This window comes from Streptomyces sp. NPDC093801 (genome assembly GCF_040701585.1).
Lineage (GTDB): Bacteria > Actinomycetota > Actinomycetes > Streptomycetales > Streptomycetaceae > Streptomyces.
Genome location: NZ_JBFBDP010000011.1, coordinates 36,927 through 61,393, shown reverse-complemented (window position 1 = coordinate 61,393; position 24,467 = coordinate 36,927). Strand labels below are relative to the sequence as shown.

20 protein-coding genes and 3 pseudogenes are annotated in these 24,467 nt (G+C 71.3%); 14 read left to right on the top strand and 9 right to left on the bottom strand.

Translation table 11 applies throughout. The annotated features are described in order from the left end of the window. Window positions 1-172: 172 nt before the first annotated feature. Window positions 173-1,021, bottom strand: a complete 849-nt coding sequence (locus AB0469_RS14630) for a hypothetical protein (RefSeq protein ID WP_366451725.1) — start codon at window positions 1,019-1,021, stop codon at window positions 173-175. A gap of 462 nt (window positions 1,022-1,483) precedes the next feature. Here AB0469_RS14630 and AB0469_RS14625 point away from each other — a divergent pair, with 462 nt between their 5' ends. Then, complete coding sequence (locus AB0469_RS14625; protein WP_366451724.1) at window positions 1,484-1,885, top strand: STAS domain-containing protein; 402 nt, start codon at window positions 1,484-1,486, stop codon at window positions 1,883-1,885. Between the two features lie 293 nt (window positions 1,886-2,178). Here AB0469_RS14625 and AB0469_RS14620 read toward each other — a convergent pair whose 3' ends face one another. Beyond that, a complete protein-coding gene (locus AB0469_RS14620) occupies window positions 2,179-2,613 on the bottom strand; it encodes a hypothetical protein (protein WP_366451723.1) in 435 nt (144 codons plus the stop codon). Between the two features lie 282 nt (window positions 2,614-2,895). Between AB0469_RS14620 and AB0469_RS14615 the strand changes: the two genes are divergently transcribed. Further along, window positions 2,896-3,570 (top strand): DUF4232 domain-containing protein, encoded by a 675-nt coding sequence (locus AB0469_RS14615; protein ID WP_366451722.1) that lies wholly within the window; start codon window positions 2,896-2,898, stop codon window positions 3,568-3,570. Between the two features lie 649 nt (window positions 3,571-4,219). Then, the gene (locus tag AB0469_RS14610) at window positions 4,220-4,600 is read left to right on the top strand and encodes a TipAS antibiotic-recognition domain-containing protein (RefSeq protein ID WP_366451721.1); all 381 of its coding nucleotides are present in this window, start codon (window positions 4,220-4,222) and stop codon (window positions 4,598-4,600) included. Between the two features lie 465 nt (window positions 4,601-5,065). On the opposite strand, the gene AB0469_RS14605 is transcribed toward AB0469_RS14610, so the two are convergent. After that, on the bottom strand, window positions 5,066-5,749 hold the full coding sequence (locus AB0469_RS14605; protein ID WP_366451720.1) for a GNAT family N-acetyltransferase: 684 nt from the start codon (window positions 5,747-5,749) through the stop codon (window positions 5,066-5,068). A 420-nt stretch (window positions 5,750-6,169) separates the two neighbouring features. Continuing rightward, window positions 6,170-6,913, bottom strand: coding sequence for a 2OG-Fe(II) oxygenase (locus tag AB0469_RS14600; RefSeq protein WP_366451718.1), 744 nt, complete (start codon window positions 6,911-6,913; stop codon window positions 6,170-6,172). A 405-nt stretch (window positions 6,914-7,318) separates the two neighbouring features. Between AB0469_RS14600 and AB0469_RS14595 the strand changes: the two are divergent. From AB0469_RS14595 to AB0469_RS14585, 3 pseudogenes are all read left to right on the top strand, one after another. After that, window positions 7,319-7,666, top strand: a pseudogene (locus tag AB0469_RS14595) (transposase); the annotation flags it as partial. Window positions 7,667-7,679: 13 nt separating this feature from the next. Then, window positions 7,680-8,066, top strand: a pseudogene (locus AB0469_RS14590) (leucine zipper domain-containing protein); the annotation flags it as partial. Then, window positions 8,067-8,309 (top strand): annotated as a pseudogene (locus AB0469_RS14585) (hypothetical protein); the annotation flags it as partial. A 331-nt stretch (window positions 8,310-8,640) separates the two neighbouring features. Here AB0469_RS14585 and AB0469_RS14580 read toward each other — a convergent pair. Further along, complete coding sequence (locus AB0469_RS14580; protein ID WP_366451717.1) at window positions 8,641-9,813, bottom strand: hypothetical protein; 1,173 nt, start codon at window positions 9,811-9,813, stop codon at window positions 8,641-8,643. A 200-nt stretch (window positions 9,814-10,013) separates the two neighbouring features. On the opposite strand from AB0469_RS14580, the gene AB0469_RS14575 reads away from it, so the two are divergent. After that, window positions 10,014-10,406, top strand: a complete 393-nt coding sequence (locus AB0469_RS14575) for a hypothetical protein (protein WP_366451716.1) — start codon at window positions 10,014-10,016, stop codon at window positions 10,404-10,406. Here AB0469_RS14575 and AB0469_RS14570 read toward each other — a convergent pair. Both AB0469_RS14570 and AB0469_RS14565 read right to left on the bottom strand, forming a co-directional pair. Continuing rightward, entirely contained in the window at window positions 10,403-12,250 is a 1,848-nt protein-coding gene (locus AB0469_RS14570; protein ID WP_366451715.1) for a pentapeptide repeat-containing protein, read from the bottom strand. The two genes, AB0469_RS14575 and AB0469_RS14570, sit on opposite strands and share 4 nt — an antisense overlap. Window positions 12,251-12,552: 302 nt before the next feature. Further along, window positions 12,553-12,675, bottom strand: coding sequence for a hypothetical protein (locus tag AB0469_RS14565; RefSeq protein ID WP_366451714.1), 123 nt, complete (start codon window positions 12,673-12,675; stop codon window positions 12,553-12,555). A gap of 396 nt (window positions 12,676-13,071) precedes the next feature. On the opposite strand from AB0469_RS14565, the gene AB0469_RS14560 reads away from it, so the two are divergent. Together AB0469_RS14560 and AB0469_RS14555 are read left to right on the top strand one after the other, a co-directional pair. Further along, window positions 13,072-13,314, top strand: a complete 243-nt coding sequence (locus tag AB0469_RS14560; RefSeq protein ID WP_366451713.1) for a hypothetical protein — start codon at window positions 13,072-13,074, stop codon at window positions 13,312-13,314. A gap of 46 nt (window positions 13,315-13,360) precedes the next feature. Beyond that, a complete protein-coding gene (locus AB0469_RS14555; RefSeq protein WP_366451712.1) occupies window positions 13,361-15,487 on the top strand; it encodes a trehalose-6-phosphate synthase in 2,127 nt (708 codons plus the stop codon). Window positions 15,488-16,173: 686 nt separating this feature from the next. Here AB0469_RS14555 and AB0469_RS14550 read toward each other — a convergent pair. Further along, window positions 16,174-17,283, bottom strand: a complete 1,110-nt coding sequence (locus tag AB0469_RS14550; protein WP_366451711.1) for an NAD(P)/FAD-dependent oxidoreductase — start codon at window positions 17,281-17,283, stop codon at window positions 16,174-16,176. 118 nt (window positions 17,284-17,401) lie between these two features. On the opposite strand from AB0469_RS14550, the gene AB0469_RS14545 reads away from it, so the two are divergent. From AB0469_RS14545 to AB0469_RS14525, 5 genes are all read left to right on the top strand, one after another. Beyond that, window positions 17,402-18,004 (top strand): helix-turn-helix domain-containing protein, encoded by a 603-nt coding sequence (locus AB0469_RS14545; RefSeq protein ID WP_366451710.1) that lies wholly within the window; start codon window positions 17,402-17,404, stop codon window positions 18,002-18,004. Between the two features lie 460 nt (window positions 18,005-18,464). After that, on the top strand, window positions 18,465-19,220 hold the full coding sequence (locus AB0469_RS14540; protein WP_366451709.1) for a hypothetical protein: 756 nt from the start codon (window positions 18,465-18,467) through the stop codon (window positions 19,218-19,220). A gap of 59 nt (window positions 19,221-19,279) precedes the next feature. Beyond that, complete coding sequence (locus AB0469_RS14535) at window positions 19,280-19,447, top strand: hypothetical protein (protein WP_366451708.1); 168 nt, start codon at window positions 19,280-19,282, stop codon at window positions 19,445-19,447. A gap of 229 nt (window positions 19,448-19,676) precedes the next feature. Next, a complete protein-coding gene (locus AB0469_RS14530; RefSeq protein WP_366451707.1) occupies window positions 19,677-20,456 on the top strand; it encodes a transposase family protein in 780 nt (259 codons plus the stop codon). A gap of 133 nt (window positions 20,457-20,589) precedes the next feature. Next, window positions 20,590-20,991 carry a hypothetical protein gene (locus AB0469_RS14525; RefSeq protein ID WP_366451706.1) on the top strand — a complete coding sequence of 134 codons (402 nt, stop codon included), beginning with the start codon at window positions 20,590-20,592 and terminating at the stop codon, window positions 20,989-20,991. A gap of 35 nt (window positions 20,992-21,026) precedes the next feature. On the opposite strand, the gene AB0469_RS14520 is transcribed toward AB0469_RS14525, so the two are convergent. Then, the gene (locus AB0469_RS14520) at window positions 21,027-24,425 is read right to left on the bottom strand and encodes an NB-ARC domain-containing protein (RefSeq protein ID WP_366451705.1); all 3,399 of its coding nucleotides are present in this window, start codon (window positions 24,423-24,425) and stop codon (window positions 21,027-21,029) included. Window positions 24,426-24,467: the final 42 nt, after the last annotated feature.

The window sequence follows — 24,467 nt, the reverse complement described above, 5'->3', positions numbered from 1 at the left end:
AGACCGGGTGGCCAGACGCACGGCCCACGCCACGGCCCACCAGCGCGCCGCCCCGCCGCCGGCGCCCGACCAGTGCTGGACCGGCCGGCCACCTCCCGCGCACAGCCGGTGCGACAGGGGCGGGGGTGGAGCCCCGGTATGGCCGGCTCGTCGTGCGGCCGTGCGGGGGCTGTCACTTTCGGCGGCGCGGCGTGCTGTCGTCGGAGGAGGACGAGGCTTCGAGGATGGTCTCGATCTCCGGAGTGGTCCGCCGCGTGCGGCCCGACTTCACGCGCTGTTCGTGCTGGGCCCCGCCGGGAGCCCCCTGTGCGAAGTCCCTGATGGCCTCTATCGCCTCGTGCTCCGGGTCGGCCTGCCGCCGCAGCGTGCTGCGGAGTATCTTCGTCGAACCCTCGGCGCGGAGTTCCTCGGCGTTCGCGATTCCCATGATCATCGCCGCTGCCCGGCGCTGTTCGTCGCTCATCCCGGCGAGCACCTCCTCGCTCGGCTGCCGCCCCTTCAACGCCTCGGCCAGCGGCAGGAAGTGCTCGGCGTCGAGGGTCGGGATCAGCCCGACGTACTGGCCCTCCTCCTCGCGGACGTAGCGGCCGTCGATACTCGGCGTTCCCGGGTACTGGGCCTGGTTGGTGGTGACGTAAGGAGCCCCGCCGCGCCCGGGCCGCTCGTTGACCGGGCCGAACGGGGTCTCCTGCGTGGTGAACTCGGTCACCGGCCGGGCGTCGCCGCGCTTGATGGAGCGCTCCCCCATCCGCTGCCGCTTCCTCTCGGCGTAGGCCCGCTGCTCGTCGGTGTACCGCTGCCGCTTCCCTTCGGCCTGGTCCCCGTCCTTGTCGGTGACCCGCTGCACGTAGGCGGTGGCGGCGGCGTTCCCCGCCAGGTGCCCGACGGCCTGCACGGAGGACCGCGTGACCTGGCGGCTCCCGGGGAGGAACGCCGCATCGGTGTGCGGGGCGGCCGGGGACCGGGGCGGTAGCGCCTTCCCGTCCCGCTCGCCCTGCTCCTTCTTCCGGTCGAAACCCATGACGCCGCAGCTTCCTGTAAGGGCACCTGCGGCCGGGCGTGACGCCCGGCCCCGGACCGTTCGGCCAGTCCCCGCCGACGGTAGGCGTCGCGGGCGGGGTACGTACATGTCCGCGAGGGCAGTCCTCCACCGCAGAGGGGCAGACCTGCTCCGGCGGTGGTCGGGGCGACCGCGCCCCCGGTGCACGGCGCGGCCGGGGTGGCCTGCGAGGGCTGAAGGCCGGGAAAGGATCAAAGCCTGACCAGGGGTGCGGCTCCCCGGATGGGGCATACGCTGGTGGCAACCAGCCTGGTCTGGTGGGAGACCCCGTGCCGCCATCCGGTCACCTCGTGTGGTTGACGGAGGGTTCGGGTGGTCTTGCCCGGCTGTGCGCGGCCCGGTGCCGTGCGCTTGACGGCCTCCTCCGCCCCGATCCGGGGAGCCGACCGTAATGGGCTCGATCCCCGAACGGCGGACCAGACCATGCCTGCCGCCTTTGACGTCGCCGTGACCGCCCCCAGTCCTGGCAGGGCTGTGGTGGCGGTGTCCGGCGAGCTCGATGTGGACACCGGACCCCAACTCACCGAGGCCACCGACGCCCTCACCCTGCCCGGCCTGGACCTCACCCTGGACCTGTCGGCGGTGACCTTCATGGATTCCTGCGGCCTGAACACCCTCCTGCGGCTGCGCCGGCGCGCCTGCGCGGAGGGCGCGATGCTGCGGCTGTGCGGTGCCCCGCAGCAGGCCCTGCGGGTCCTGGACCTCACCGGCACTACGGGTCTGTTCGTTCTGCTGCCGTCGCAGACCGGCGTGGCGGCGGGGCAGGCTGCCGGGCCTGTGCCGGCTTTGCCGGTGGCGAGGGGTGGGGCCTGCAACCCGTCGTGAGACTTCTCACCGTCCGCGACATCGCCTCCGGCGTCGGCGCCGTTCCCGGCGAAGCGGAGCGGGGACGGTCGGCCTCGTGGGTGCTGCCCGGTCGGGTACTGGATTGCGACGGGTGGGGTGCGCGCCGACGCTTTGGCTGCGGAGGGATGGGCCCGGCCGCAGACGCATGCGGCCGAGGCCCGGCAGTCTTCTGCCGGGCCTCGGTTCACGCGGCGAGAAGCGCGGACTGGCCGCCGTCTCCGCGCAGGTGTGTCACGGGGGCGGCGGCGCAGGCCGGACCGCCTCGGGGGTGGTCAGGGGATGATGAGGGAGAACTGCTTGTTCTCCGGTTCGTCCCGGGAGTTGGTGGTGACGACCAGGAGCGTGTCGGCGCGGTTGCCGCACTCACTGGTCGCCCCCGGGTGGACGTAGATCTGGCCGGGGTAGCCCCCGGTGGTCAGCGTCGCGATCGGGATGATCTCGTTGACGTTCAGTCCCACCGGGTCGAGCCTCACGCAGAACCGGCCGGCGTAGGGACTGGTCACCGAGCTGATGCCCTTGGAACGCACGATGCTCGTGTCGGCGTTGACGATCGCTGCTGCCTGCGTGTGCCCGGCGTTCGCCCCTCCGGGCGCCGCAGCCGCCGCCACGGCCACACCGCCCGCCGTCGCCGCCAGACACAGCCCGGCACCGGCCAAGGCGACGACGCGGGCTCGCCTGCTCTGGAACATGCGGCTCTTGAACGACATGCTGGCTCCCTCCACATGAAGGCCACCGCCCCCCTGGGCGGCGGCGTGTCCCACGCTAGGGACATCGGTGCATCCACCACCGATTTCTGAGGGCCAAACCACCGGTTCAGAGGGCACGGGAAGCTCTGTGATGATCCCGGCGCTCCCCCCACGCGCCCCTGTGGTCGTGCCGTCGATGTCCGTCCGTGACCGAACGATGACGTAGTGGCGAAGGGTCTGTAACTCGATGCGGGATACAAAGAGTTCCGACCGTTTGTATGCGCTACCTGCCTGGGGATCACCATGAAGCTGTCCCGCACCGCCGTGCTCGCCGCTCTCGGCCTCGCCGCGGCTCTGTCGCTTACCGCTTGCAACAACGGTGAGGATGCCGCGCAGGCCCCAGCAGCCAAGGACCCCTCGTCTTCGTCGTCCTCGTCGTCGGGCGGCGGGCCGTCCTCGGGCCACGGTTCGGGCTCCGGTGGTGCGCAGGGGGGAAACGCGAAGCCTGGCTCGGGGAAGGGATCCTCGTCGTCTCCCAGTGCGGTGAACGGCGGGGCGGAGAGCGGTGGCAAGACCCCGTTCTGCAAGACGCAGGACCTGGCCATGGAGGCTACGAACGCCGCGCCTGACCAGAGTTCCGGCAGGATCAACATCACGATGGTCAACCGAGGGTCGGGCACCTGCTCGGCGACGGGCTTCGCGGGCGTCGACATCAAGGACGCCGACCACACGTCGAACCCCATCGAGCGGGGACAGGCCCAGCCGCGCGTCACCACTCTCAAGCCCGGCGACGCCGCTGTCTTCGATCTCGCCTACACCATCGACGGCAGCGGCACGGGCCTCGCGCACCCGACCGACATCATGGTGACGCCGCCGAACGAGACCCATGCGGTGAGCCTGAAGTGGCCTGCGGGCGCGGGCGGGATCAAGGGCGCCTACACCGACGTCCAGGTCTACCCCACGCACACGACCAACTGAGCGCATCGCCGCGGTCTCGTCCTGCCGGCCGTCCTCCCTCCCCGCGGAGGCCTCCTCCGCGGGGAGGGAACGGACCGTGCCGGGTTCGCTGTTCGCTCTGGCGGAAGGGCCACGCGTCCTGCACGGACTTCTCCAGCACGGCCGTCAGGCCGACGCCCTCGGCCGAGGCGGCCGCCCTCCGCGGACGGCGCCGGCGGGGGTGCTGGTGCCGGGCTCCGCAGCGATGACCTCCGGACGTCAACCCGGACCAGGCCGCCGCCCTCGCCCGGCGCCGTGACCCGGCCGTCCTCCTCGACCGGCACGTCCGCTTCAACTCGGACCAAGCCGCACGGCCTCTCCGGTCCGCCGCCGGAGCGGGCGGGCATGAGCCCTCGGGGGAGCCTCAGGTGGGTGGCGAGGCGGGGCAAGGTCGCGGGGAGTTCGGCGAGCGTCGTTGTGCGCACCGCAGGGCGGCCACTGCAGCCGGGGCGCGTGGCCATGGCTGTGATGCAGGCTGCTGTGGCCGCCAGCCCCGGCCCCGTCGCCTTCTCCGCCCGCTCCGCCCCCGCCCCGTGCCTCGACTGATCCGGTGAAATAAATAGCTTGCTGATCCGGTGGGCCTATGTCACTGTCCCACCTGGATATGCAGCCTGACAAGAGAATTGGCGCCATGGAGAATCAGTACGAGGATGAGTGCCGTCGGTCGTTGGCCGAAGAGCAGGCGAAGAGCCTTGCCGAGACCAACAACTGGGAGCACGTCGACAGGCCTCAGGTCCACCAGGACTGGGACGTTCTCTACCGAGAGATCGCGGCCTGCCTGGACGGGTCCCTGCCTGGGGATCCCCAGATCCAGGAGCTCGTCCGCCGGCATTTTGGCATAGCCTGCCGATTCTACGCCCCCAGCAGGCAGGCGTACGTCGGGATGGCACTCTTCTATGCCGAAGACGATGCCATGAGGGACTTTCACAACTCCTACCATCCCAGGATGGTGGAATTCCTGGGCGAGGCGATGAGGATATTCGCCGAACGGGGAGTCGGCTTCACCGCGTAGTACTCCAGACGCAGATCGTGATCTTGCCGGTTGAGGCATGGGGAGAGCCTCCGGAGCCGGCACACGTCAGGACAGCGGTCCTCGCCGGTCCCTCAGCCGCTCGGCGAACGCCCGCGCGGCCGGCAGGTCTCCGGCGTTCGGCCGCTGCTTGATCCTGCGAGCCGACGGCGGCGCGTTCTCGCCGAGGCGGGCGAGGAGGCAACCCGAGCAAGCGCCGTCGGAGAGAGGCAGGGCCTGATCGGCGAGGGCATCGGCGACGCCGAGCGACGGCCCCCTCGTACCCGGCGGCGACTGCCGCCCGCCCCCGTGCCCACACCCGTGCGCCCGGATTCGTCGGCGGTGGTGGCGGCCATCCGGTGCCGGCGTACGGCCGCGCCCGTCGGAGCCGGGGAACGTCTTCGCCCGGCGCTGGATGTCGGCCGTGCCCATGGACGTCGTGTCGGTCCCGTGCACCGCGAGCCGGTGTCACCCGTTGCGCAGAACCACCGGCCCCCGGGCGATCAGGACGTCGGCTTCACGGTGCCAGCCCAGGGAGGAGTAGAGGTGCTGGCCCTCCTCGCTGGCGATGAGGAGGCCGGTACGGGCGCCCTGGGCCACGGCGGCTTCCGCCAGTGCGCTCATCAGGGCACGGCCCAGGCCGCGACGGCGGTGCGCCGGGTCCGTCTCGATGCGGTCGGCGATCGCGTCGGCGCCGACCACGGCGATGGCGCCGCGCGCCGCAACCTCTCCGGAGGGGCCGTGGAGGGAGACGACCGTGACCGGTCCCTGCGTTCGGACCTCGCCCTCGTACGGCGCGGCGGGCGCGTGCCGCGGGTGCTCGGTCAGATCGGTCGTCATGAACCACTCGGACCGGTGGAGCAGCTCCAGTCCGGCCGTGGTGACGACGGCTTCGACGGCGCGCGGGCGCAGCGTGGCTACCGTGAGCCAGGTGGTCTGCCTCGCGGCGGCGACGGCTGCCGCCAGCCGTGCCAGGGACTCGGGCTCCTCGTCCGCGCGCAGTGCGAACACCTCGACCTCACGGCCGGGTTGGCCGCACCGGGACCGCAGGCCGTCCCCGGCGGACTCGACCGGCTCGGCCTCGGGCAGGGAGCGGGCCACGGTCCAGCCGCTCAGCCAGCGTCGTATCAGCTCTGATTCGATCTTCGCCATCCGGGGATTAGAACATGACCGGCAGCGGTGGACGGGCGAACAGCCCGATGTGGTGCTGTCCGCTACGGTGGCGGTTCGAGGTCTCGCCGCATCCCCCGTCGGTGAGACCTCGATCTCTCCGCCCGGCCTTCATCGGCCGGCCGAGGACGCCGGTCTTCCCGTGAACCCCGTTGGCAGGGGGCGGCGACTGTGCCGAGGCGTGGGGCTTGGGGGACTGCGTGCGACTGGTGCCCAGGGGAAAGATGTTCCGCCCCAGGTGGGGTGCGGGTTACTGCCCCTGTACGCACGATCCCTTGAGGCGGAGCACCACAGGCACGTCGTCGAATGTGAAGCCCGGCCTGGGTGCCCACTCGGTGTCACCAGCCCGGGCGGATACCGCGTGGGCTCTCCTGTGCGACGGGACGGTTGCCTTGCTGCGGCTCAGGGCGCGTCTACGGGCTCGTAGAGCACGTCGGTTCTGAGAATTGTTTTCGTACCCTCTAGAAGCGGGGCCGAGTCGTGGAGCGTCCGATGCCAGAAGAGGAGCGCATCGCCCGGTTCGGGGTGGTGGGCGCTCAATATTTCCTCAGGCTTCGCGAGCCGGGGCCAGTCCGAGAAGTCGCGTTGCGCAAAGGGAAGATCGTTCTGCTGATCGGCGATGAACCGAGTTTCTCCGCCCACTGCCTCGTACGACAGGTAGACGACGACCGTCAGGAGGGTTCGCCGTCCGTCGGGGGCAAAGTAGGGCGAATCGTAGTGCGGGACGATGAATCCGCCGTGTTCGTACGTGACGAAGCGCATGCGCGGATTGACGGCCGCCGGTTTCCAGGCTCTTCCGTCTGAATCCGTCGGAGCGTCCGAGCCCACTTCAGGCGACAGGAACGTCCGCAGCCTGCGGTAGAACTCTGCCGCCAAGGTTTCGGAGTCGGCGGTGGCGCGGAGATGCGCGACCGGATCTCCCTCCGCATAGTTGGCGGCAACCCCGTCCTGGCCCACCGGTGCAAAGCGCTGGGCAGCCAGTTCGGCCGCGAATGCCTTCACTTCGGCCGGAGTGAGGAAATGGCGAATCACCCTGGCGCCGACCTCTGGTATCTCCGACTTGATCGGGGCCCACGAGTCATCGGCGGATATTCGGCTCAGCGCTTCTTCGGAGAGCTCGAAGGGATTCACCGGCATTTCGAACATGCTCACTTCTCCGTCCCGAGGTCACCGTCGATACCGACGTGGCCGTGGACCCGACCGACCGGAACGGCCGGGGGCGGCACATTGAGGTGAACGGTGGGCGTGCGGGCCGCGTACTTGAGCGCGTCGGATCCGCGGAGGGGCTCGAGGTTCCTGGAGTCGATGTGTGCAGGGGGCGGAGACCACTGAGCTGTTATCGTCATGGTGACGATATTAGGTCGGGGCGAACCCACAAAGCAAGCAGGGCGTACCCAACGCGGCGGAGGGGGCCGGGAGACGGGGCGGGGACCGGCTCGTGGGACTACCGCTGCGCGGTGGTCCGACGCAGCGCTGGGCCGCTCCGTACCGGGTGACCGCACGTGCGGTGGGGGAACACCGCTCTTGACGCGGGGCCAAGCCGCCCGGCGCCGGGGCCTGCACCTGTCCAGCGTGCTCATGCCCGGCCATGACAACGACGCCACCGCGTGCGCCCAGGTCCTCGACGGAGCCGCATCCCACGCATCGCCAAAGGCCGCCCGCGCACGGCACTGGTGCGGGTCTGGGTGACAAGGCCTACTCCAGCAGGGCGATCCGGCACCTGCTGCGGCGTCAGGTATCGCCGTCACGATCCCCGAGTGTCGCGACCAAGCGGCCAACCGGCGCCGAGGGCGCCTCGGCGGCCGGCTGCCCGCCTTCGACAAGGAGATCCACCGCGACCACAACGTGGTCGAACGATGCTTCGCACGTCTCAAGCAGTTCTGCGCGATCGCGACCAGGCCGCAAGGCCCCGCTGACCGAGACCGGGCGACTTCGCCTGGCCCGCTGTGTCGTCGATGACGGCTGGCCCGTGCGGCGGGCCGCCGAGCGTTTCCAGGTCAGCCACACCACCGCGGCCCGCTGGGCCACCCGCTACCGAGAGCCCGGCGTCGCCGGAATGAGTGACCGCTCCAGGCGCCCGCACCACCAGCCCCGCAGGACTGCGGCCACCGTCGAGGAACAGGTACTGCGGCCGTGGCGCGAGCACCGGATCGGGCCGCTGCGGCCGGCCGCCCGCTGCGGCATCGGCCTCTCGCCCGCCCACCGCATCCTGGTCCGCCACGGCCTGCCGCCCCTGGCGTCCCTGGACCGGGCCACCGGCGAGCCCGTGCGCCGCTACGAACGCGCACGCCCGGGCGAGCCGCTCCTCGACCTTCATGAGTACGCCCTGGGGACGGTGTGCGCGGCCGTGCCCATCCGGACCGGCACCGACCCCGAGTGTGTGGCCCCGTCCCTTCCGACCCCGGACCCGCTCAAGCTCGCCCAGGCTGCCCGGGTCCTGCGCAACGAGGCGATCGCCGTCGTCCTGGCCCTCCTCGTCGGAGGCAGCGACCCGCCACCGCCCATCGCGCCGAACATCCCCTGCGTGGTGATCCCCCGATAGCCGGCAGGCCGCAGGCTCGCGCGGACAGGCGGGCGGGAGAACGCCGCCCGTCCGCGCGAAGCCAGACCAAGGCCGAGCCGTGAAGATGTCGGGGGCTAGCCCCCGGTTCAGCGGACTTCGGCCGTTCGTGCGCGCCAGCGGCCGCAGTCAGGCGATCGTCTGCCCGGGCCGGCGACCGCAGAACGGTGGGAGAGCCTCTTGGAGGACGACGAGACCCGGACGTCCGACGAGTACGGCACCTCGCGCGAGGGCCGAGTCGGGGTGCACCTCGCGGACATCCCACCAGGCCGTCTCCTCGGGCTCTCGCACCCGGACGGCGAGGTGGACGCGGTCAGCGGTCCTGGAGCAGGGCGACCGCTTCGGCGAAGTCGGCGTGCGCCGGTTCGAAGGTCCGCGCCGCGACGAGGAACATCGCCCGGTCCGTGAGGGCGCGGGCGAGGCGTGCGGGGTCGTCGGGCAGGCGGCGGCCGAGGGTCACGCCCTCGTCGAAGTACGGCCTGAGCCGCTCCTCGAACAGGTGGTGGTGGTCGCCGTGGCGGACGACCGCGCGGATGGCGATCCTGCGCAGGACGTCGACCAGCTCCGGCAACCGGTCGGCCCCGCGCAGTCCCGCCGCCTCCGCTTCGAGGCCGGGCAGCATGCCGTGAAAGCGGCCCCGCGCGTCGCCGGACCAACCGTGCTCCGTGCCGAACGGCGGCATCGGGGAGCCGGGGCTCGCGGCGGGCTCGGCGGCCCGCCCCGACAGGGTGAAGAGCGTGCTCCACCACCCGAGGATGCTGCTCCAGTTCTTCGGCTCGCCGGTCGTCGCGAGCTCCTCCAGGACGCCCAGGGCCTCGCGGCGGGCGGCCGCGGCACCCGCCCCGTCCCCGGCGGCCTCCCGCATCCGGGAGAAGTGGACCAACTCCCAGGTGAGTATCGACAGGGAGGTCCGCTGTTCGGCCGTCCTGCGCCGGGTCTCCTCCAGAAGCTCGCCGAAGACGGCCGCTGCGGCATCGGGCAGCCCGGCACCCTCCAGATTCGCCGCCCACCGGACCATGTCCCAGAAGGAGTGCTCCGGGACTCCGTTCCGGGCGGCCACTCGGTTGAGCTCCGCGGCCTCCCTGAACCGCCCCTCCTCGGCCAGGACGGTCGCCAGCGGCCCGCCCCAGCCGGCTTCGGCCAACTCCTCGCAGACCGCGCGCCCTTCCGCCCTGCGTCCGAGTGCGAACAAGGAAACCTGGAGGGCGTTCAGGGCCCGTCGCAACCGCTCCGCCCGGTCGGGCGCGTCGGTCTCCATCCTGCGGGCCGCCCGGGAAGCCTCGGCGGCCAGCGCGAGGTCCACCTCCGGATCCCGGCTCTCGTAGCCCAGCGAGAGCAGGGCGTCCACCAACTTCGGCCCGTACGCCTTCGGACTCGCCTCGGCCAGAACCCGGTACGCGCCCACCAGCTCGGCCCGGCTCTGCCGACCGGACCCCAGCAGCAGCACACGGGCCCGAAGCACCGCGTCGTGATCGATCGTCACCATTCCCCCTGTCTCCGGATGACGCACGAAGGAGATTCTGGGAGGCGGGGAACGGATCGGACAAGCCTCGCGAACTGTGCGTTCCGTCCTACGAAAAACGGCGCTGACCTGTCATGGTGGACATGCTTTCGTCCTGGATCCGCGAGCGGCCCGCGGGCCGTGGCCGGGACCCTCCGGCCGAACGGGCTGCTACCTTCGGCCGCATGAAAGCGCTGGTCTTCGACAACGCATTCCGCGAGCGCGCCCGGCGCAAGCAGGCCTGGGGATTCTCTCTGCTGGCCGCCTCCGCCGGCATCTGGCTCTGGATCGCCGCACAGCTGTTGCTGCCCTACTCCGTGACGGGACGCGACGCGGAGTGCCAGTCCCGGGTGTTCTACACGAAGGAGGCCGAACGGGGCCGCCCCTACCAGGGCTACGCCGACGCCGAGGGCACCCGCTGCGCCGCCGAACGCGACTGGGCGGGGCTCCTCGCCCTGCTGTTGCTCTCGCTCCCGACGGCCGTGGTGGGCACGGTCCTCTACACCTCGGGCGGTACCGGGCATCGACTCAGCGAACACGCGGCAGAGGTCAACCGGCTGAAGGAGTTCTCGGCCTAGCGCTTCAGGCGGCTGCGGACGGCCAGGGCGGCGAGTCCGAGGAGGGCCGGCTCGGTGAGGCGGGACGCCATCTCGGTGTAGGTGCCGGCCGTGGTCAGGTTCTGGCCGGAGGAGCGGAAGACCACCGAGTTGACGACCACCCGCAGGGACTTCTCGAACCGGTCGGTCGTCAGGCGTTCGCGGTAGCGGCCGTCCGGGTTGGCCGGGCCGGGTACGTCGGTGGTCATCGTGATGCTGCGGCCGGCCACCGTGCCGGTGGTCCTCGGCTTCGGGTCGTTCTGCGGCAGGCCCCACAGCATCATCGCCAGCACGGTGACGGTCATGGCCGCCAGGAGCCAGCCCAGGGCGCGCGAGGCCCGCTGCCCGTAGCCGGACAGCGCCCAGTACGCGGTGAGCAGGCTCCGCTCGGACCGGGGGATGTCGCCTGCGTGGCGGCGCATCTCCATCTCGCCGTAGTAGAAGTCGGCGGCACCCGGTTCGTGCTTGCCGTCCTCGAAGGCCTTGCGCAGCTGCCGGTACACCGGGGCCAGTGCGGCAGCCTCCTGCACCTCCTCCCCGGCCGGCGCGGGCGTCCAGCCGTCGGCTGCCCGGCCGCGGGTGGCCCGCCAGTGGTGCTCCTCGGCCAGCGTCCGGCGCGGGGTCCATCGCGCGGGCCGTATCCCCCGTCGGCGCAGGCCGGCGGGGGCGGCGGCGAAGGTGTACTTGCCTTCGAGCCGGAGCTGGTCGAGGTGGACGGTTCCGGCGAGCAGGCACTCGGTGAGGTCCACGCCGGTCAGCACCAGATGCGCGGCGTCCACTCCCCGTAACGACATGATCCGCACGCCAGGGTCCGGGCGGCCGGCTCCGCCCGGCCAACCCCGTTCGTCCACTTCCCCGCCGTCCACGGCGAACGGCCGGGCTCGGGCGGTGATGCTCAGCGGGCTCTCGACGACCGCGTCGCAGAGGTCCACGGCCGCGTACCGCAGCCGCAGCGCCGCCGTGGAGGTCCACCGCGTCCGCCGGCACCACAGCGTTGGCGCGGCGGCCTCCAGCGTCATGGCGGCCCCGAACACCGCCTCGGACAGGTCCAGCGTCCCCGCGCAGACCAGCGGGCCGACCCGTGCGGAGCCCTCGAAAGCCACCCCGGCGAACGACACCCGGCCGCTGGCCGTCAGCCCGCGGAGCGTGGTGGCGAGGTTGATCCTGGCCCGGTCGAAGTGGCCGTCACCGCCGATGCGGGCCCGGTCGAGGGAGAGGAAGCCGCCGACCTCCAGCCCCTTGAAATCCGCGTCCCGCCCGGTCCTCAGCCCGTCGAAGACGGCACGGCCGTCCACGCGCATCCGTTCGAACGAGGCACTGCCGCCAACCTGCGCTCCCTCGAACACGGCACGCCGGCGGACCGTCATCCGCTCGAAGCCGGCGTCCCCGCCGATCCTCACCTGCCGGAAGAGGGCGCGGCCGCCGATCTCGGCCCGGTCGAAGGAGACGTTGCCGGCGATCTCGGCCCCGTCGAACAGGGCGTCGCCGTCGATCCGCACCAGGTCGAAGCGCACGGCGCCGTGGAACAACGCCTCCTCGAAACGGGCCTGGCCGATGCGCGGCCCGGCCGTGGAGGGCTCCGTGAGCGCGGTGAGGAGCTCCCTGAGCAGCCCTTCGGTGAAGCGGGTGCCGCGGTGGTCAAGGTCGGCGCCGGGCCGGAGTCCCGCGAGGTGGGCGGCGCGTTCGGCGTCGGGGAGGTGGGCCAGGCATACGGCGTACGGCTCGACCCGCCGGCCCCTGCAACCGGCGCCGCCCGGCGGGGCTTCGGCGCAGTGCGGCCATGACGGTACGTCCGGTGCGGTGCGGCGGTACGGGGCAGCGGTCATGTCCATGAGACGTGGCACGGCAAGCGACCGGTTGCGGCAAGCCCGTGACGCGCCCACCGGGGGCCGGGGCCGGGGGCCGAGGACCAATGACCGCGGTCGGCCCCGTCGCCAGAACCGGGCACCGGAGTCCGAGCCGGAGCCGGGGGCCAGGGGGACCAGAGCCAGGGCCGGAGCCGGAGCCTGGGCCTGGGCCTGGGCGGGAGCCGGAATCGGAGCCGTGGCCGTGGCCTACGGGCACCCTCACCACAGCCGCCATCAGACGCTGTGGCCCGTGCTCGGCGGGCGTGGCCCGCTGGGCCCGGTCAGACCGGAACGGTGGGGGCGCCGATGGCAATGACCTCGTCGTCGGCGATGACGCGGATCGACACGTCGGTGAAGTCGCTGATGGTCGCGTCCTCGTAGCCGCACAGGAACGGAGACGTCACCGGAGCAGACGCCTGCGGGGCCGGCGTGGTCCCGGGAGGCCGGGCGCGCCCGGAGGCGAGGAGCAGGGGCCACGTCACTCCAACGGCCGAGCCCCGGGTGCCCGGGCCTGGGGCCGGAGGCAATCCTGGGGAGGCTGCCTGTCCGCCGGAAGGGGTACTGCCGTGATACCGAGGAACGAGCGCATCAGGCCCAGCTCCAGGACCAGGCCCCGCCACGCGTACACGCACGTGCACGTCACCGTGACGCGGAGGCCGTCGGCCACTCGGATCGAGGGTGAGCACCCGGGCCTGTGCGACGTCGACGGGGGCGCGGGAGACGTCTCGTTCGCGTTCAGTCTTCCCCATGCCCCGGAAGCGGTTCCCGTAGTGGGGCCGGACGCACGAGGCGCGGACCTGGTGCTGGAGCATGCCCGTCTGGTGGACGAGCTGCTCGGCTGCGCCGTCGACGCGCCGCGTGCGACCGTCGCCCACCTCCTGGCGAGCCAGGACTTCCATACGGCCAGGCTGGGCCGGGCCGTACGGGCCATACAGGAAGAATTGCTGCGGGCCGAGCGGAACACCGACGGCTCCCTCCACTCCCCACCCTCGCGTTCCGGTACGACCGTGCTCGACCCGGTGACCCACGACCCCGCCTGGTGACCCCCCGGCAGCTTCCCAACCGGGGGGCGCTCAGGAAGGTTCCGTCATGTGCGCCACCGACGCCGTTCCGGTGAAGAAGGTCCTGGTCAGCGACCTCGACGGCACGCTCCTCGGAGGCGACGAGGACAGCCGCCGCCGGCTGCGCCGCGCGTTGGACCGCCATCGCGACGTCACCGTCGTCTACGCGACGGGCCGCTCCCTCGCCTCGGTCCGGTCCCTGCTCGCCGAGGACCTCTTCGTCCCCTGGCCGCAATGGATCATCGCGGACGTCGGGGCGAGTGTCATCGACACAACGGACATGTCGCATTGCGAGCCGCTCGAGACGGCGCTGCGTACCGGATGGCCGGGGGAGCGCCGAGTCCGGCAGGCACTGCGCCGCTTTCCGCAGCTCGTCTACCAGGACGCCGTCGCGCAGGAAGGCCGGTGCTCCTACTACCTGGCCGCCGGCGAGCCGTCGGACGAGATCACGGCGGCCGTCAAGGCGCTGGGATGTTCCTGGACGCATTCCGCCGAGCTGTACTTCGACGTGCTTCCGCCGCGTGCGGGCAAGGGTCCGGCCCTGCAAGAACTCATGCGCCGCCTCCACTGGCCGCAGGCGGACCTGCTCGTGGCCGGGGACTCGCTCAACGACCTGTCGCTCTTTCGGCTCGGCGCGCACGGAGTCGTCGTCGGCAACGCCGAACCGGCACTGGTCGCGCAGGTGGCCGGCGACCCGCTTGTCCACCGCCCGGCACTGGAGGGCGCCGCGGCCGTGCTGGACGCGCTGGAACGGCTCGGCTGGGTGCGCTCGCCCAGACGCGTGGTGATCGGGTACCACCGCCCGCCGTGGCAGCGGTACGAAGGCCGCTGGCTGCCGCCGGCGAGCCCCAACGGGATCCTGCCGACCCTGGTGTCCGCGCTGGGGGCCGGCACCGGTGAGCTGGACGCCGTATGGGCCGCCGCCACCACCGAGGACGCGGCCACGGCTGCCACGATCCCGCCGGGACTGCCCCTGAGGCTGCTTCCGCTGCCGGCCGGCCAGTGGGCCGGCTACTTCCACCGCGCCTGCAAGGAGACTCTGTGGCCGGCCCTGACCTCCCAGGCGCACCTCATCCGCCACGACCCGGCCGCCTGGGCGGACTACGAAGCTGTCAACGCAGCTTTCGCGCGGCACGTCAGTGCCCACGCCGAGTACGGCGGGACCGTGTGGCTGCACGACTACAACCTGTGGCTGGTCCCCGCTCTGCTCAGACGGCACCGACCCGATCTGACGGTCGGCCTGTTCCACCACACTCCGTTCCCCGACCCGCCGACGTTCCGGCGGCTCCCCGAGGCCGAGCAGCTGTGCGCCTCCCTCGCACAGCTTGACTGGGCCGGCTTCCACACCGCAGGGTTCGCCGGGAACTTCCGCAGCCTGCTGGCCGGCGCCGCCCGCATGCCCCGCACCGGCGTGCACCCCCTGGGCATCGACCGCGAGGCCGTCGCCTCCCTCGCCCGATCCCGAGCCCGAGCCCGGACCCGGGCTGCTGCCGCGACCGGGACGGACGGCGGGGAGGACCGGGTGATCCTCTCCGTGGAGCGACTCGACTACGCCAAAGCCCCCGTGCACAAGATCCACGCCCTGGGACACATCCTGGACAGGTATCCGGCGTTGCGCGGACGAACGCGCTTCCGTCTCGTGTGCCCGCCGCCGGAGAAGGGGATCCACGCCTACGACACCACCCGCGCGGAACTCGAAGAGGCCATCGCCGAACTGAACGGGCACTGGCGCAAGGACGACTGGGAACCGGTCGAGTACATCACCACGACGCTGCCCTTCGAAGAGGTCGTCGACCATTACCTGGCGGCCGATGTCTTCTGGGTGACGTCCCTGGCCGACGGCATGAACCTCACCGCTCAGGAGTACGTCACCGCCCAGGCGGCGACCGGCGGGTCGGGCGTGCTGGTCCTCTCGCGCTATGCCGGTGCCGCCGACTACCTCAAGGGCCATGCCCTCCTCACCGACCCGCACTCCCCGCACGACCTCGTGGAGAAACTGCGCGCCGCCCTGGCGATGACCCCCACGCAGGGCCGGGCGCACACGGCCCGTCTCGCCGGTCTCCTGGCGGCACCGGCTCCCGCCGAATGGGCCCGCGGCATCGTTGCGGCCATCGGCGAGGGGGACGACTGCCGGTCCGCGTCAGCCCGGTCGTGAGGTGTCCGCCCGTGGCGGTCCTCCCGGGCAGCCGCGAAGGCGCAGACGGCGGCTCCGGGGAGGGAGGGCGTATGGGGCTCCGGTGAATCCGCTGCCCCGGCGGGGTGAGGCCGCTGCCGTTCAGGCCTTCTGATGACGGCCGGGACGGTATCCGGCCTTCCGGCAGATCCCGGCAGATCCCGGCGGGCAGCGACGGCCGCGGGAGCGGATACGGGGGCCGCGAGCGGACGGTGCGCGGCCGACCGCGCGACATCAGGTTCTTGATCGCTGGCCGGTGATACCGGGATCCGCCGGAAGCGCCGCCCGCTCCGTGCCGCTGCCGGACGAGACCCGCGCCACCGCACACGGCCGCGATGAGATCCGCCGCGTCAAGACCGCCACCGTCATCTGTGGCCTCGACTTCCCCCGCGCCGCCCAGGCCGTGCAGATCGTGCGCCGCCGCCGGACCGCAGCCACGTCCGCGACACCACCTTCGCCGAGGACGCCCCGCGCGTGCGCCCTGGGCGCGCACCCCGGACCATGGCCGCACTGCCCAACCTCGCCATCGGCGTCCTCCACCTCACCGGCTGCGACGACTTCGCCGCCGGCCTGCGCGAACACGGCCGAGACGCCGCCCGCCCCTGGCCACCCTCGGCAGCACATGATCGGTGCGGGAACGGCCGGGCGGCCGGGGCGGTGGGGTCGCCTCAGAAAGCCGCTGCGGGAACGAGGCGGTCGAGTCCCTGCGCGCTGCCCGCCGCGGCCTCGTTCGAGCGCGGCAGCATGATGCTCTCGTAGGCGCGGACGGCGTCGTGGATGCTGGATCCGGTGACGAGGGCGTGGGCGAGGTCGGAGCCGTGGAGCATGGCCAGATTGGCGCCCAGCCCAACCGGGGGCATCAGGTGCGCGGCATCGCCGAGCAGCGTGACGCCGGGAACGTGCTCCCAGGTGTGCGGGGCAGGCAGGACGTACAGGGGCCGGTTGACGAACCCGCTGTCGTTGTTGCTCAGGAGGTAGCGCAGGCTCTCGTCCCAGCCGTCGAACATCCTCAACAGGTGTGTCCGCACGGCCCGCTGTTCGCCGAGGTCGATACCGGCAGCCACGTGCCAGTCCTCCGGTGTACGGAGCGCGATGTAGGCGCGGATGTGACCGTTGCTGTTGCGCTGGGCGACCAGGGACCTGCCGACGCCCTTCGCCAGCATGGATCCGTTGCCGACCAGCCGCGCGAGGTCGGGATGACGGGTGTCGCAGTGGTCGAATCCGGTCTCGACGAAGGTGACGCCGGTGTAGGCGGGTGCGGCCTGCGACAGGGCAGGGCGGACGCGCGACCAGGCGCCGTCGGCGCCGACCACCAGGTCGAAGTCCTCGGCGGTGCCGTCACCGAAGAGCAGTCGGCAGGTGCCGTCCGGCAGCGGGGTGACCCCGGTGACGGCGCGGTCCCACCGCACCGTGCCCTCGGCGAGCGAGCCCAGGAGCAACCCGCGCAATTGGCCTCGGTCGATCTCCGGGCGGCCGCCGGCGGCGGACGGCCCCTGATGCATCAGGAGGGCGGCGTTGGCGAAGTCGAGCACGCGCCACTCCTCCCCTTCGGGGCGGGAGAGGGCCTGGAACTGCTCGAGGAGCCCCGCCGCACGCAGGGCGGCCTGACCGGTGTCGGCGTGCAGGTCGAGGGTGCCGCCCTGGGGGCGGGCGTCGGCGGAGGCCTCGCGTTCGAAGACGGCGACGGAGCGTCCGTGTTGCTGCAGGACTCGGGCGCAAGTGAGGCCACCGGGGCCGGCGCCGACAATCGCGATGCGGGAATCACGAGCAGAGTTCATGGGAGTGTCCCTCGGGAGGCGGGTGAGCCGCCGGGAGGCCCGGCCGTACCAAGAAAGCACGCTCGATAAATAAGTGCAACGACTCAACTTTTACAGTTGCTTCACCTTGAGGTACGGTATGCGGGTGACCGAACCACCGACCGGGCGCCGCGAGCGCAAGAAGGCCCAGACCCGTCAGTCCCTGGCCGACGCCGCACTCGAGCTCTTCCTCGACCGCGGCTACGACCAGGTCGGCGTCAAGGACGTCGCCGACGCCGCCGACGTCTCGGTGACCACCTTGTTCAAGCACTTCTCCGGCAAGGAAGCCCTGGTCTTCGACCAGGACGACGACCTGGAGGCGGCGCTTGTCGCCGCCGTGCGCGACCGCGTCCCCGGCACGTCGATCCCGCAGGCTCTGCGCGAGCACATCCTGCTGAAGCAGACCCAGTTCGCCGTGCATGCCACGGACCCGCGGTTCGCCGATTTCACGCGCATGGTGCAGGAGACTCCTGCGCTGCGCGACTACGCCCACCGCATGTGGATGCGCCACGAAGCAGCTCTGGCGCGGGCCATCGCCGAGGCCGTCGGCGCCCCCGAGGACGACATAAGCTGCACCGCCCTGGCTCACTTCGCCCTTGAGGCCCGCGGCTTCATCCTGCGGCACGCCGAGCCGCACCGCGCCGCCGACGAGGCCTTCGCGTTGCTCGAACGCGGCTGGGCCGCCTCCCACCCGGGCAGCTGACCCGGCCTGCGCGGAGCCCTGGTGCGCGTGGACGCGTTGCGAGCCCCCAGAGGTTCAACCTGAGTAACTGCGCCGCCACACAAGCCACCTGAACCGGCATCCAGCGGGACAAAACCTCTGAACGACACCGCCCCGACTCATCAGTGGTGCCCACCGAGTGGAGGCCATCGGACGCACGGTGCGCACCAGTGAGCCTCCGCCAACCTGAAGTCACATGTCAAAGGGCTGGTGTGGCCCGCGCTCGGGGTGCTCACGCTGGTCGTGGGCGGCGGTCTGCGGAGAAGATCGTCTGTCGCCCGTACAGCTGCGGCGACAGTTTCATGCGCGGGCCGAACGGTGCACTGGCCAGGGCCGGACGGCCCTGGGCGGTCCTTGCGCCCGGAGAGAAGCTGGAGAGGACCGACCCGCGTCCGGCCGGCCGGGCGGTCGGGACAGGAAACGGCCCGAAAGGGTGATGACCATGCCCAGGACGAGCAGGCGGACCGCCGCCGTGCTGGCGGCTCTCGCGCTGGCCGGCACGCTGGCTGCCGGATGCGCGGCAGCCGACAGCACCTCCAGCGGCACCTCACTCCGCCCGGCCGCCGCGCCGAGCCCTTCCGGCAGCGACTGCTGGAGGTCGGGCACATCGGGCGACGACTGGGACGACTGGGATTCGTGGGGGCCCGGTATGGGGCCGGGAATGATGGGCCGCGATGACTGCTCGTGGGGGACGGGCATGGTGGGCGGGCAGTACTGGCAGCGGGGTGACGGCGCTCCGGTGAAGACCCTGGACCAGGCCCGGCAGCGGGCTGATGCCTTTGCCGACCGGCTTGACCTGCGTGTCGGTGAGGTCATGCAGTTCTCGAAGAACTTCTACGCCGAACTGGAGACCCCTAGCGGGAAGCCGGCCACCGAGATCCTCGTCGACCCGGCCGACGGTGACACAGGGATCGAGTACGGCCCGGCGATGATGTGGAACACCGACTACGGCATGCACGGCGGCGGCCTGACCCAGACCCGCATCTCCCCCGACCAGGCCCAGGACCGTGCCCAGCAGTGGCTGCGCGGCCGGGACGGCAACCTGGCCGCAGGCGAGGCCGAGGCGTTCCCCGGCTACTACACCCTGCACACCCTGCGCGACGGGAAGATCAACGGCATGCTCTCGGTCAACGCCTCCACCGGTGCCGTATGGCCCCACACCTGGCACGGCACGTACATCGCCACCAGCGAGCACTGACAGGCACGGGAGAAGCCACGGCGGTCCCAGACCGGGACTACCAGCGCATCATCACCGCCGTGCGGCAGGCCGCCGGACCGGTCATGGCCCGCGAGGTCGGCGAGGTAGTAGGGGTGGACATCAGTGTGAAGGCCAACCTGGAACCGCTACGCAGCAAGCTGGTCAGACTCGTCGATCGCGGCTGGCTGCGGAAACTGCCCGACGGCCGGTTCGCCACCCGCCTTTGACCAGCAACACCGCCACTCGGAGCGGCTCAGAACGCGCGTAACCGGGTCGCCCCCGGTGCTCGTTGGAATCGTGTGACGAATGCCAAACAGCTCGCCGAGGACACCCGCCCGCTTGTCCACCAGTGCCGTCTGCCGCTGTCCACGCGCACCGTCAACCACCTCGCCGAGCTGCTCAGGCCCCATCTGAAGGCGATCCGGTCCAGGTGTCCTGCCGCCGGGGAAGATCGCGGTGATCGTCCTGGCCGTACTGCGCCACGACCAGCGCCTGGCCGACATGGCCGGCGGAAATGACGTGTCCGAGTCCACCGTTCGCCGCTGGCGGGACGAGCTGATCGGACTGCTCGCCGCCCAGGCTCCGCGCCTGGACCGCGCCCTGAAGAAGGTCGCCAGGCAAAGTGGGGAGGTGGTCCTGATCGACGGCACTCTCATCCGCACCAGGCGCCGCACCGGCAAGGCCGACCGGCGGAACTATTCCGGCAAGCACCGCAGCCATGGCCTGCACTTTCTCGCCCTGACCGACGAGAACGGGCGCCTGATCTGGATATCCGCCGCCCGGCCCGGCCGCACCCACGACAACACCGCCGCCCGCCACGACCACCTCCTGGCCCACCTGCGCGCCGCCGGCCTTGGGGCGTTGGCCGAACTCGGCTTCCCCGGCCTGGACAACGACATCCTCGACCCCGTGATCGTCACCGGCTACGCCGCCAGTCGCACCCACAAGCTCACCCCAGGCCAGAAGGAAGCCAACCGCGTCCTCGCCGTCGGACGCGCGCCGGTCGAGCATGGCTTCGCCCACCTCAAGAAACTGGCGGATCCTCACCAAGCTCCGCACCGATCCCTCCCGTGCCACCCAAGTCCTGCGGGCTCTGCTCGTCCTGACGAACCTCGAAGTCAACCGCTGACGGATGATCTTCTCCGCGGGCTCCCGCCCACGACCAGCGTGAGGCCCCCGAGCACCGGTCATACCAGCCCTTTGACCTGCGACTTCAAGAGGGCGGCAACTCAGTGATGGCGACTGTTCCGGCCCTGTGCGCATGGTGCTTCTCTCCATGCGCCGGGAGGCCGGCTCCGTAGTGGCTCCGTGTGCTGCTGGCGTTCCACCGCCCATCTGCAGGGCAGTGGCCTCCTCGTCGCCGGCGCCCTTGCCGGACCGGTGGCCGGACCTGGTGGCGGCCGCAGCCGGGCAACTGCCGCACGGCCTGGTCTTCGACGGCGAGCCGGTCGTCTGGGACGCCGAGGAGGGCCGACTGTCGTTTGAGGCGTTGCAGCGCCGTGCCGCCGCCCGCGCCCGCGGTGCTGTCGGCCTGGCCGCCCTGCGGCTGCCGGCCTGCTTCGTGGCCTTCGACGTCCTGCAGCTGCACGGCGAGGAACTGCTGCGACGGCCGTACAGGGACCGCAGGACTGAACCGGAGAAGTTGTTCACCGACTACGCCCTGATGGCCCCGTGGACGCTGTGCCCGATGACGACGGACCTGGCCAAGGCCCGGGAGCGGCTTCAGACCTGGACCGGCGCATCCGGGGTGGAAGACATGTTGTGCACATAGCTCAGCGCTGACCCGATGACCGCTGGGCTTCCACGTCATCGTCTTGTGACGGTCGGATCAAGGGAGTACCCGAACAGGCCTTGATCGCCCCCGGCGTACAGGGAGCGGCTGTCCGGTCCGAACGCGAGGGTGTGGACGGCGCTGCCGGTGCGGATGAGAGTCAGTGCGCCGTCCTGGCCGGGATCCCAGATCCGCACGCTCATGTCGGCGCCGGCCGACGCGATCACGGTGCCGTCCGGGCTGATGGCCACCGCGTTCACCGGACCGGTGTGCCCGCTGAGTGTGCGGAGCGGCCGTCTGTCTCGGGTGTCCCAGATCTGGATCGTGCCGTGTCCCTGGGCGGCAGCCAGCCACGTGTCGTCGGGGCTGATCGCCACACCGGTGACCTCCATCCACTCACTCCTGTTGCGAAGGTGGCGACGGTCGTCCGAAAGCCATCCGTCCCCGGTTTGAATCGTGATGCCCTCACGGGCCCCGATCACGAACCAGGAACCGTCGGAGTTGACGGCCACGGAGCTGGGGGAGGTGATGCCGCCGATCTCGCGTGCGTGCGAGTAGCGGCAGAGTTCTACGGTGCCGTTCTGACTGATCGTGATGACCGCTGTGTTGTCCGGTCGGACGGCCAGTGCTCGAACGCCGCCTCGTTGGTGTGAGACCGACTCCTGCTGGGTGAAGCGGTTGAGCAGGCGTACGGATCCGTCTCGCGCGCCCGTGGCGATCATGCTGCCGTCCGGGCTGATGCCCACTGCTTCGAGATGGCCGCGATGGCCGGTCAGTATCCCCGTTTCCTCCCCTGTCACGGGATTCCATGTGTGAGCCAGCCCGTCGTCGCCGGTCGTCGCGAGCCAGGTGCCGTCCGGGCTCACTGCGAGGGTGCGTACGGCGAGGCTGGACCGTGTTCCGCTGGTCGGTGCCGTACCGACGGACGTGTCACAGATGTGTACCGCACCGGATTGCGTGAGGGCGGCCAGCCACGTGCGGTCGGGACTGATGGAGAGGCTCCGCACGTGTTCGATTCCGGGTGGCGGGTCGAGTTCCGCACCGGTCGCGGTGTCCCAAAGTCGCAGCGTGCCGTCTGTGCTGCTGGTGGCCAGCCACGTGCCGTCGGGGCTGAAGGAGAGGGAATCCACCGCGCGAGGTGTGGTCAACGTCCGGATCTCGGTCCCGGTGTCCGTCGCATACAGACTCACCGTGCCGTCGCTCCCGGCGATGGCGAGCCACCTGGCGTCCGGGCTGACGGTGGCCGCGCTCACAGAACCTGTACCACAGGTCAACGTGGCCAGTAGGGTGCCGTCCGCGGTGTTCCAGGTCCGCGCCGTACGAGCGGCGTCGACTGTGGTGAGCCGAGCGCCGTCAGGGCTCGCGCCGGCCGCGCGTATGGCGTTCAGGGACCAGGCCTCCGGTGCGCCGCTCGGCGGGGCGAGCGTGCGAAGCGGTCTCCAGGAGGTGGTGCTCCACAGTTGCACGGTGCCGTCGCGGTTGACGGTGGCGAGCCATGCGGCGTTCGGATCGGCGATCAGTGCGGTTACCCAGCTCGTGTTGCCGGCGAGGGCCTGCACGTGAGCTCCGGATGCCGAGTCCCAGACACGTACGCTGCCGTCTGTGCCGGCGGTCGCCAGCCACGCGTCCGTCGGGCCGATGACCAGTGTGTCCAACGGGCCGTTCCGTGCGCCGCCCAACACCCTGATCTGCGTGCCGGTGCTGACGCTCCGGATGCGAACGGTGCCGTCCCGGCCGGAGGTGGCGAGCCATGTGCCGTGCGCGCTGACGGCAAGGGCTGAAGCTCCGTGGTCCGTATCGGAATGGCTGCGCAGCAGTGAAGGGTCGGGGAGGTCGGGCGGGGCCCACTTGTTCACCAGGGTGCGACGGGAGGCGGGGAGGGGGATGTGGTCCGTGTTCCAGTGGGGAAGCGGCCCGAGTCGGCTGCGGAGCACGCAGTCGAGGGCCTCGGGCGGCTCGGTCGGTGTGAGCAGGTGCGCCGCACGGGCCAGATCTCGCGCCATGGTGCGCGCGGCAGGGGTCCGGACCCGGTCGAGGTCTCGGATGGCCGCGTTGGGACCCAGCCGGTCGAGGTGCGCCCTGATCCAGCGCAGGTCACCGGCCAGCGCCTCGGCGAGGTCGGTCCGGTCGGCGTCCACGAGGTGCTCGATGAGGTGGTCCTGCACATAGCGGCTCTCGGTCTGCCACCAAGCTCTGATCACGAGCGTTGCGCGGTCCGAGGCGGAGGCTGTCCGGGGAAGGTCCACGGCCAGGGAGTCCACGAACGCTCGATTCACTACGGCCAGCTCGCCGGCGAGTTCGGCGCGCTGGTAGTCCCGTACGACGTCGTGGACCTGGACGACACCTCCGGCCACGCTGGTATCGAGAGTGAGCAAGGACAGGTCCGCCATCTGCTTGCACAGGGCTCGCGCCTGTGCTTCCTCCAGATGCCCGGTGGCCTGCCACAGCCGCAGTACCAGTGGCACCGGTACAGTCTCGTCCTCCGCGAAAATGCCGAGTTCGGAGAAACGACGGGCGCCGTCGGGCGGTAACAGCGTGGTGGCGGCCTCAATGCTCGCGCGTACGGCGGCGTTGCGCCGCCCGGGGTCATTCAAATCCAAAGGGGCATCAGGATCGTCCGCGCCGGTCGGCCCCTGAACGCGCAGCCGGGTCAGGAGCTGATAGGCAGCGGCGGCAGGGTCGGCACCGGTGGCGGCCTGAGCGACCAGACGCTGATTGGCCATGCGCAGCAGCAATGCCCACCGGCCCGTGGCGTCGACCAGGGCCCGTGAGATCGACTCGGGCAGATCCAGACCGTGCTCCAGGACCGCGAGTGCCTGCCGAGCGGACATCCGGTCAACGGTGACGGGCCTGGATCCCGACGGCAGCACACCGGGGTTGCGCGTGGTGACCAGCCTGACGCACGTGCGCGAAGCGCCCTGCAGAAAGGGCGCCAGCTGCTCGGCCTCCCAGACATCGTCCAGCACGAGCAGCATGCGGGGCCGCTGCTCGAGAAGGCCCGCCAGATGCCGACCCGCCAGGTCGGGATCCTGACCGATGTCGCGTGCGTCACCGGTGAGATACCGGGTCACCTCCGCCACCTTCGCCGCGATCGCCGACCGGCCGCGCACCTCGCGCCCGATCGTGACGACGTAGACATGACCGCGGAAATGTCGGCGGACCTTGGGATCTGCACACACCAGGTTGGCCAGCACGGTCTTCCCGAAGCCGCCCGCCCCATGGAGACCCGTGGTGATACCGACCGCCCCACCACCCTGCCGACGGCACACCGCGGTGACGACCTGCCTCACCTCCGCCCTGTCCACCACCCACTCGGGCACCACCGGCGCCGCGGATGGCGGAAGCCCCGACTCTGGGGGCTGACCGGTGAGAGACGTACGCAACGTCACGATCAGTGCGGCGATCCCGGCCGTGGCTCCCAGCACACTGGCCACGGGGTCAGCCTCACCCCAACCGTCCCGCACTGCCATCACGCC

Coding starts and splice junctions, on each gene's coding strand:
- AB0469_RS14545 (WP_366451710.1), top strand. CDS start 17,402: ATGCGGGTGACCGAACCACCGACCGGGCGCCGCGAGCGCAAGAAGGCC.
- AB0469_RS14625 (WP_366451724.1), top strand. CDS start 1,484: ATGCCTGCCGCCTTTGACGTCGCCGTGACCGCCCCCAGTCCTGGCAGG.
- AB0469_RS14600 (WP_366451718.1), bottom strand. CDS start 6,913: ATGTTCGAAATGCCGGTGAATCCCTTCGAGCTCTCCGAAGAAGCGCTG.
- AB0469_RS14630 (WP_366451725.1), bottom strand. CDS start 1,021: ATGGGTTTCGACCGGAAGAAGGAGCAGGGCGAGCGGGACGGGAAGGCG.
- AB0469_RS14540 (WP_366451709.1), top strand. CDS start 18,465: ATGCCCAGGACGAGCAGGCGGACCGCCGCCGTGCTGGCGGCTCTCGCG.
- AB0469_RS14605 (WP_366451720.1), bottom strand. CDS start 5,749: ATGGCGAAGATCGAATCAGAGCTGATACGACGCTGGCTGAGCGGCTGG.
- AB0469_RS14555 (WP_366451712.1), top strand. CDS start 13,361: ATGTGCGCCACCGACGCCGTTCCGGTGAAGAAGGTCCTGGTCAGCGAC.
- AB0469_RS14580 (WP_366451717.1), bottom strand. CDS start 9,813: ATGGTGACGATCGATCACGACGCGGTGCTTCGGGCCCGTGTGCTGCTG.
- AB0469_RS14570 (WP_366451715.1), bottom strand. CDS start 12,250: ATGACCGCTGCCCCGTACCGCCGCACCGCACCGGACGTACCGTCATGG.
- AB0469_RS14615 (WP_366451722.1), top strand. CDS start 2,896: ATGAAGCTGTCCCGCACCGCCGTGCTCGCCGCTCTCGGCCTCGCCGCG.
- AB0469_RS14550 (WP_366451711.1), bottom strand. CDS start 17,283: ATGAACTCTGCTCGTGATTCCCGCATCGCGATTGTCGGCGCCGGCCCC.
- AB0469_RS14620 (WP_366451723.1), bottom strand. CDS start 2,613: ATGTCGTTCAAGAGCCGCATGTTCCAGAGCAGGCGAGCCCGCGTCGTC.
- AB0469_RS14575 (WP_366451716.1), top strand. CDS start 10,014: ATGAAAGCGCTGGTCTTCGACAACGCATTCCGCGAGCGCGCCCGGCGC.
- AB0469_RS14610 (WP_366451721.1), top strand. CDS start 4,220: ATGGAGAATCAGTACGAGGATGAGTGCCGTCGGTCGTTGGCCGAAGAG.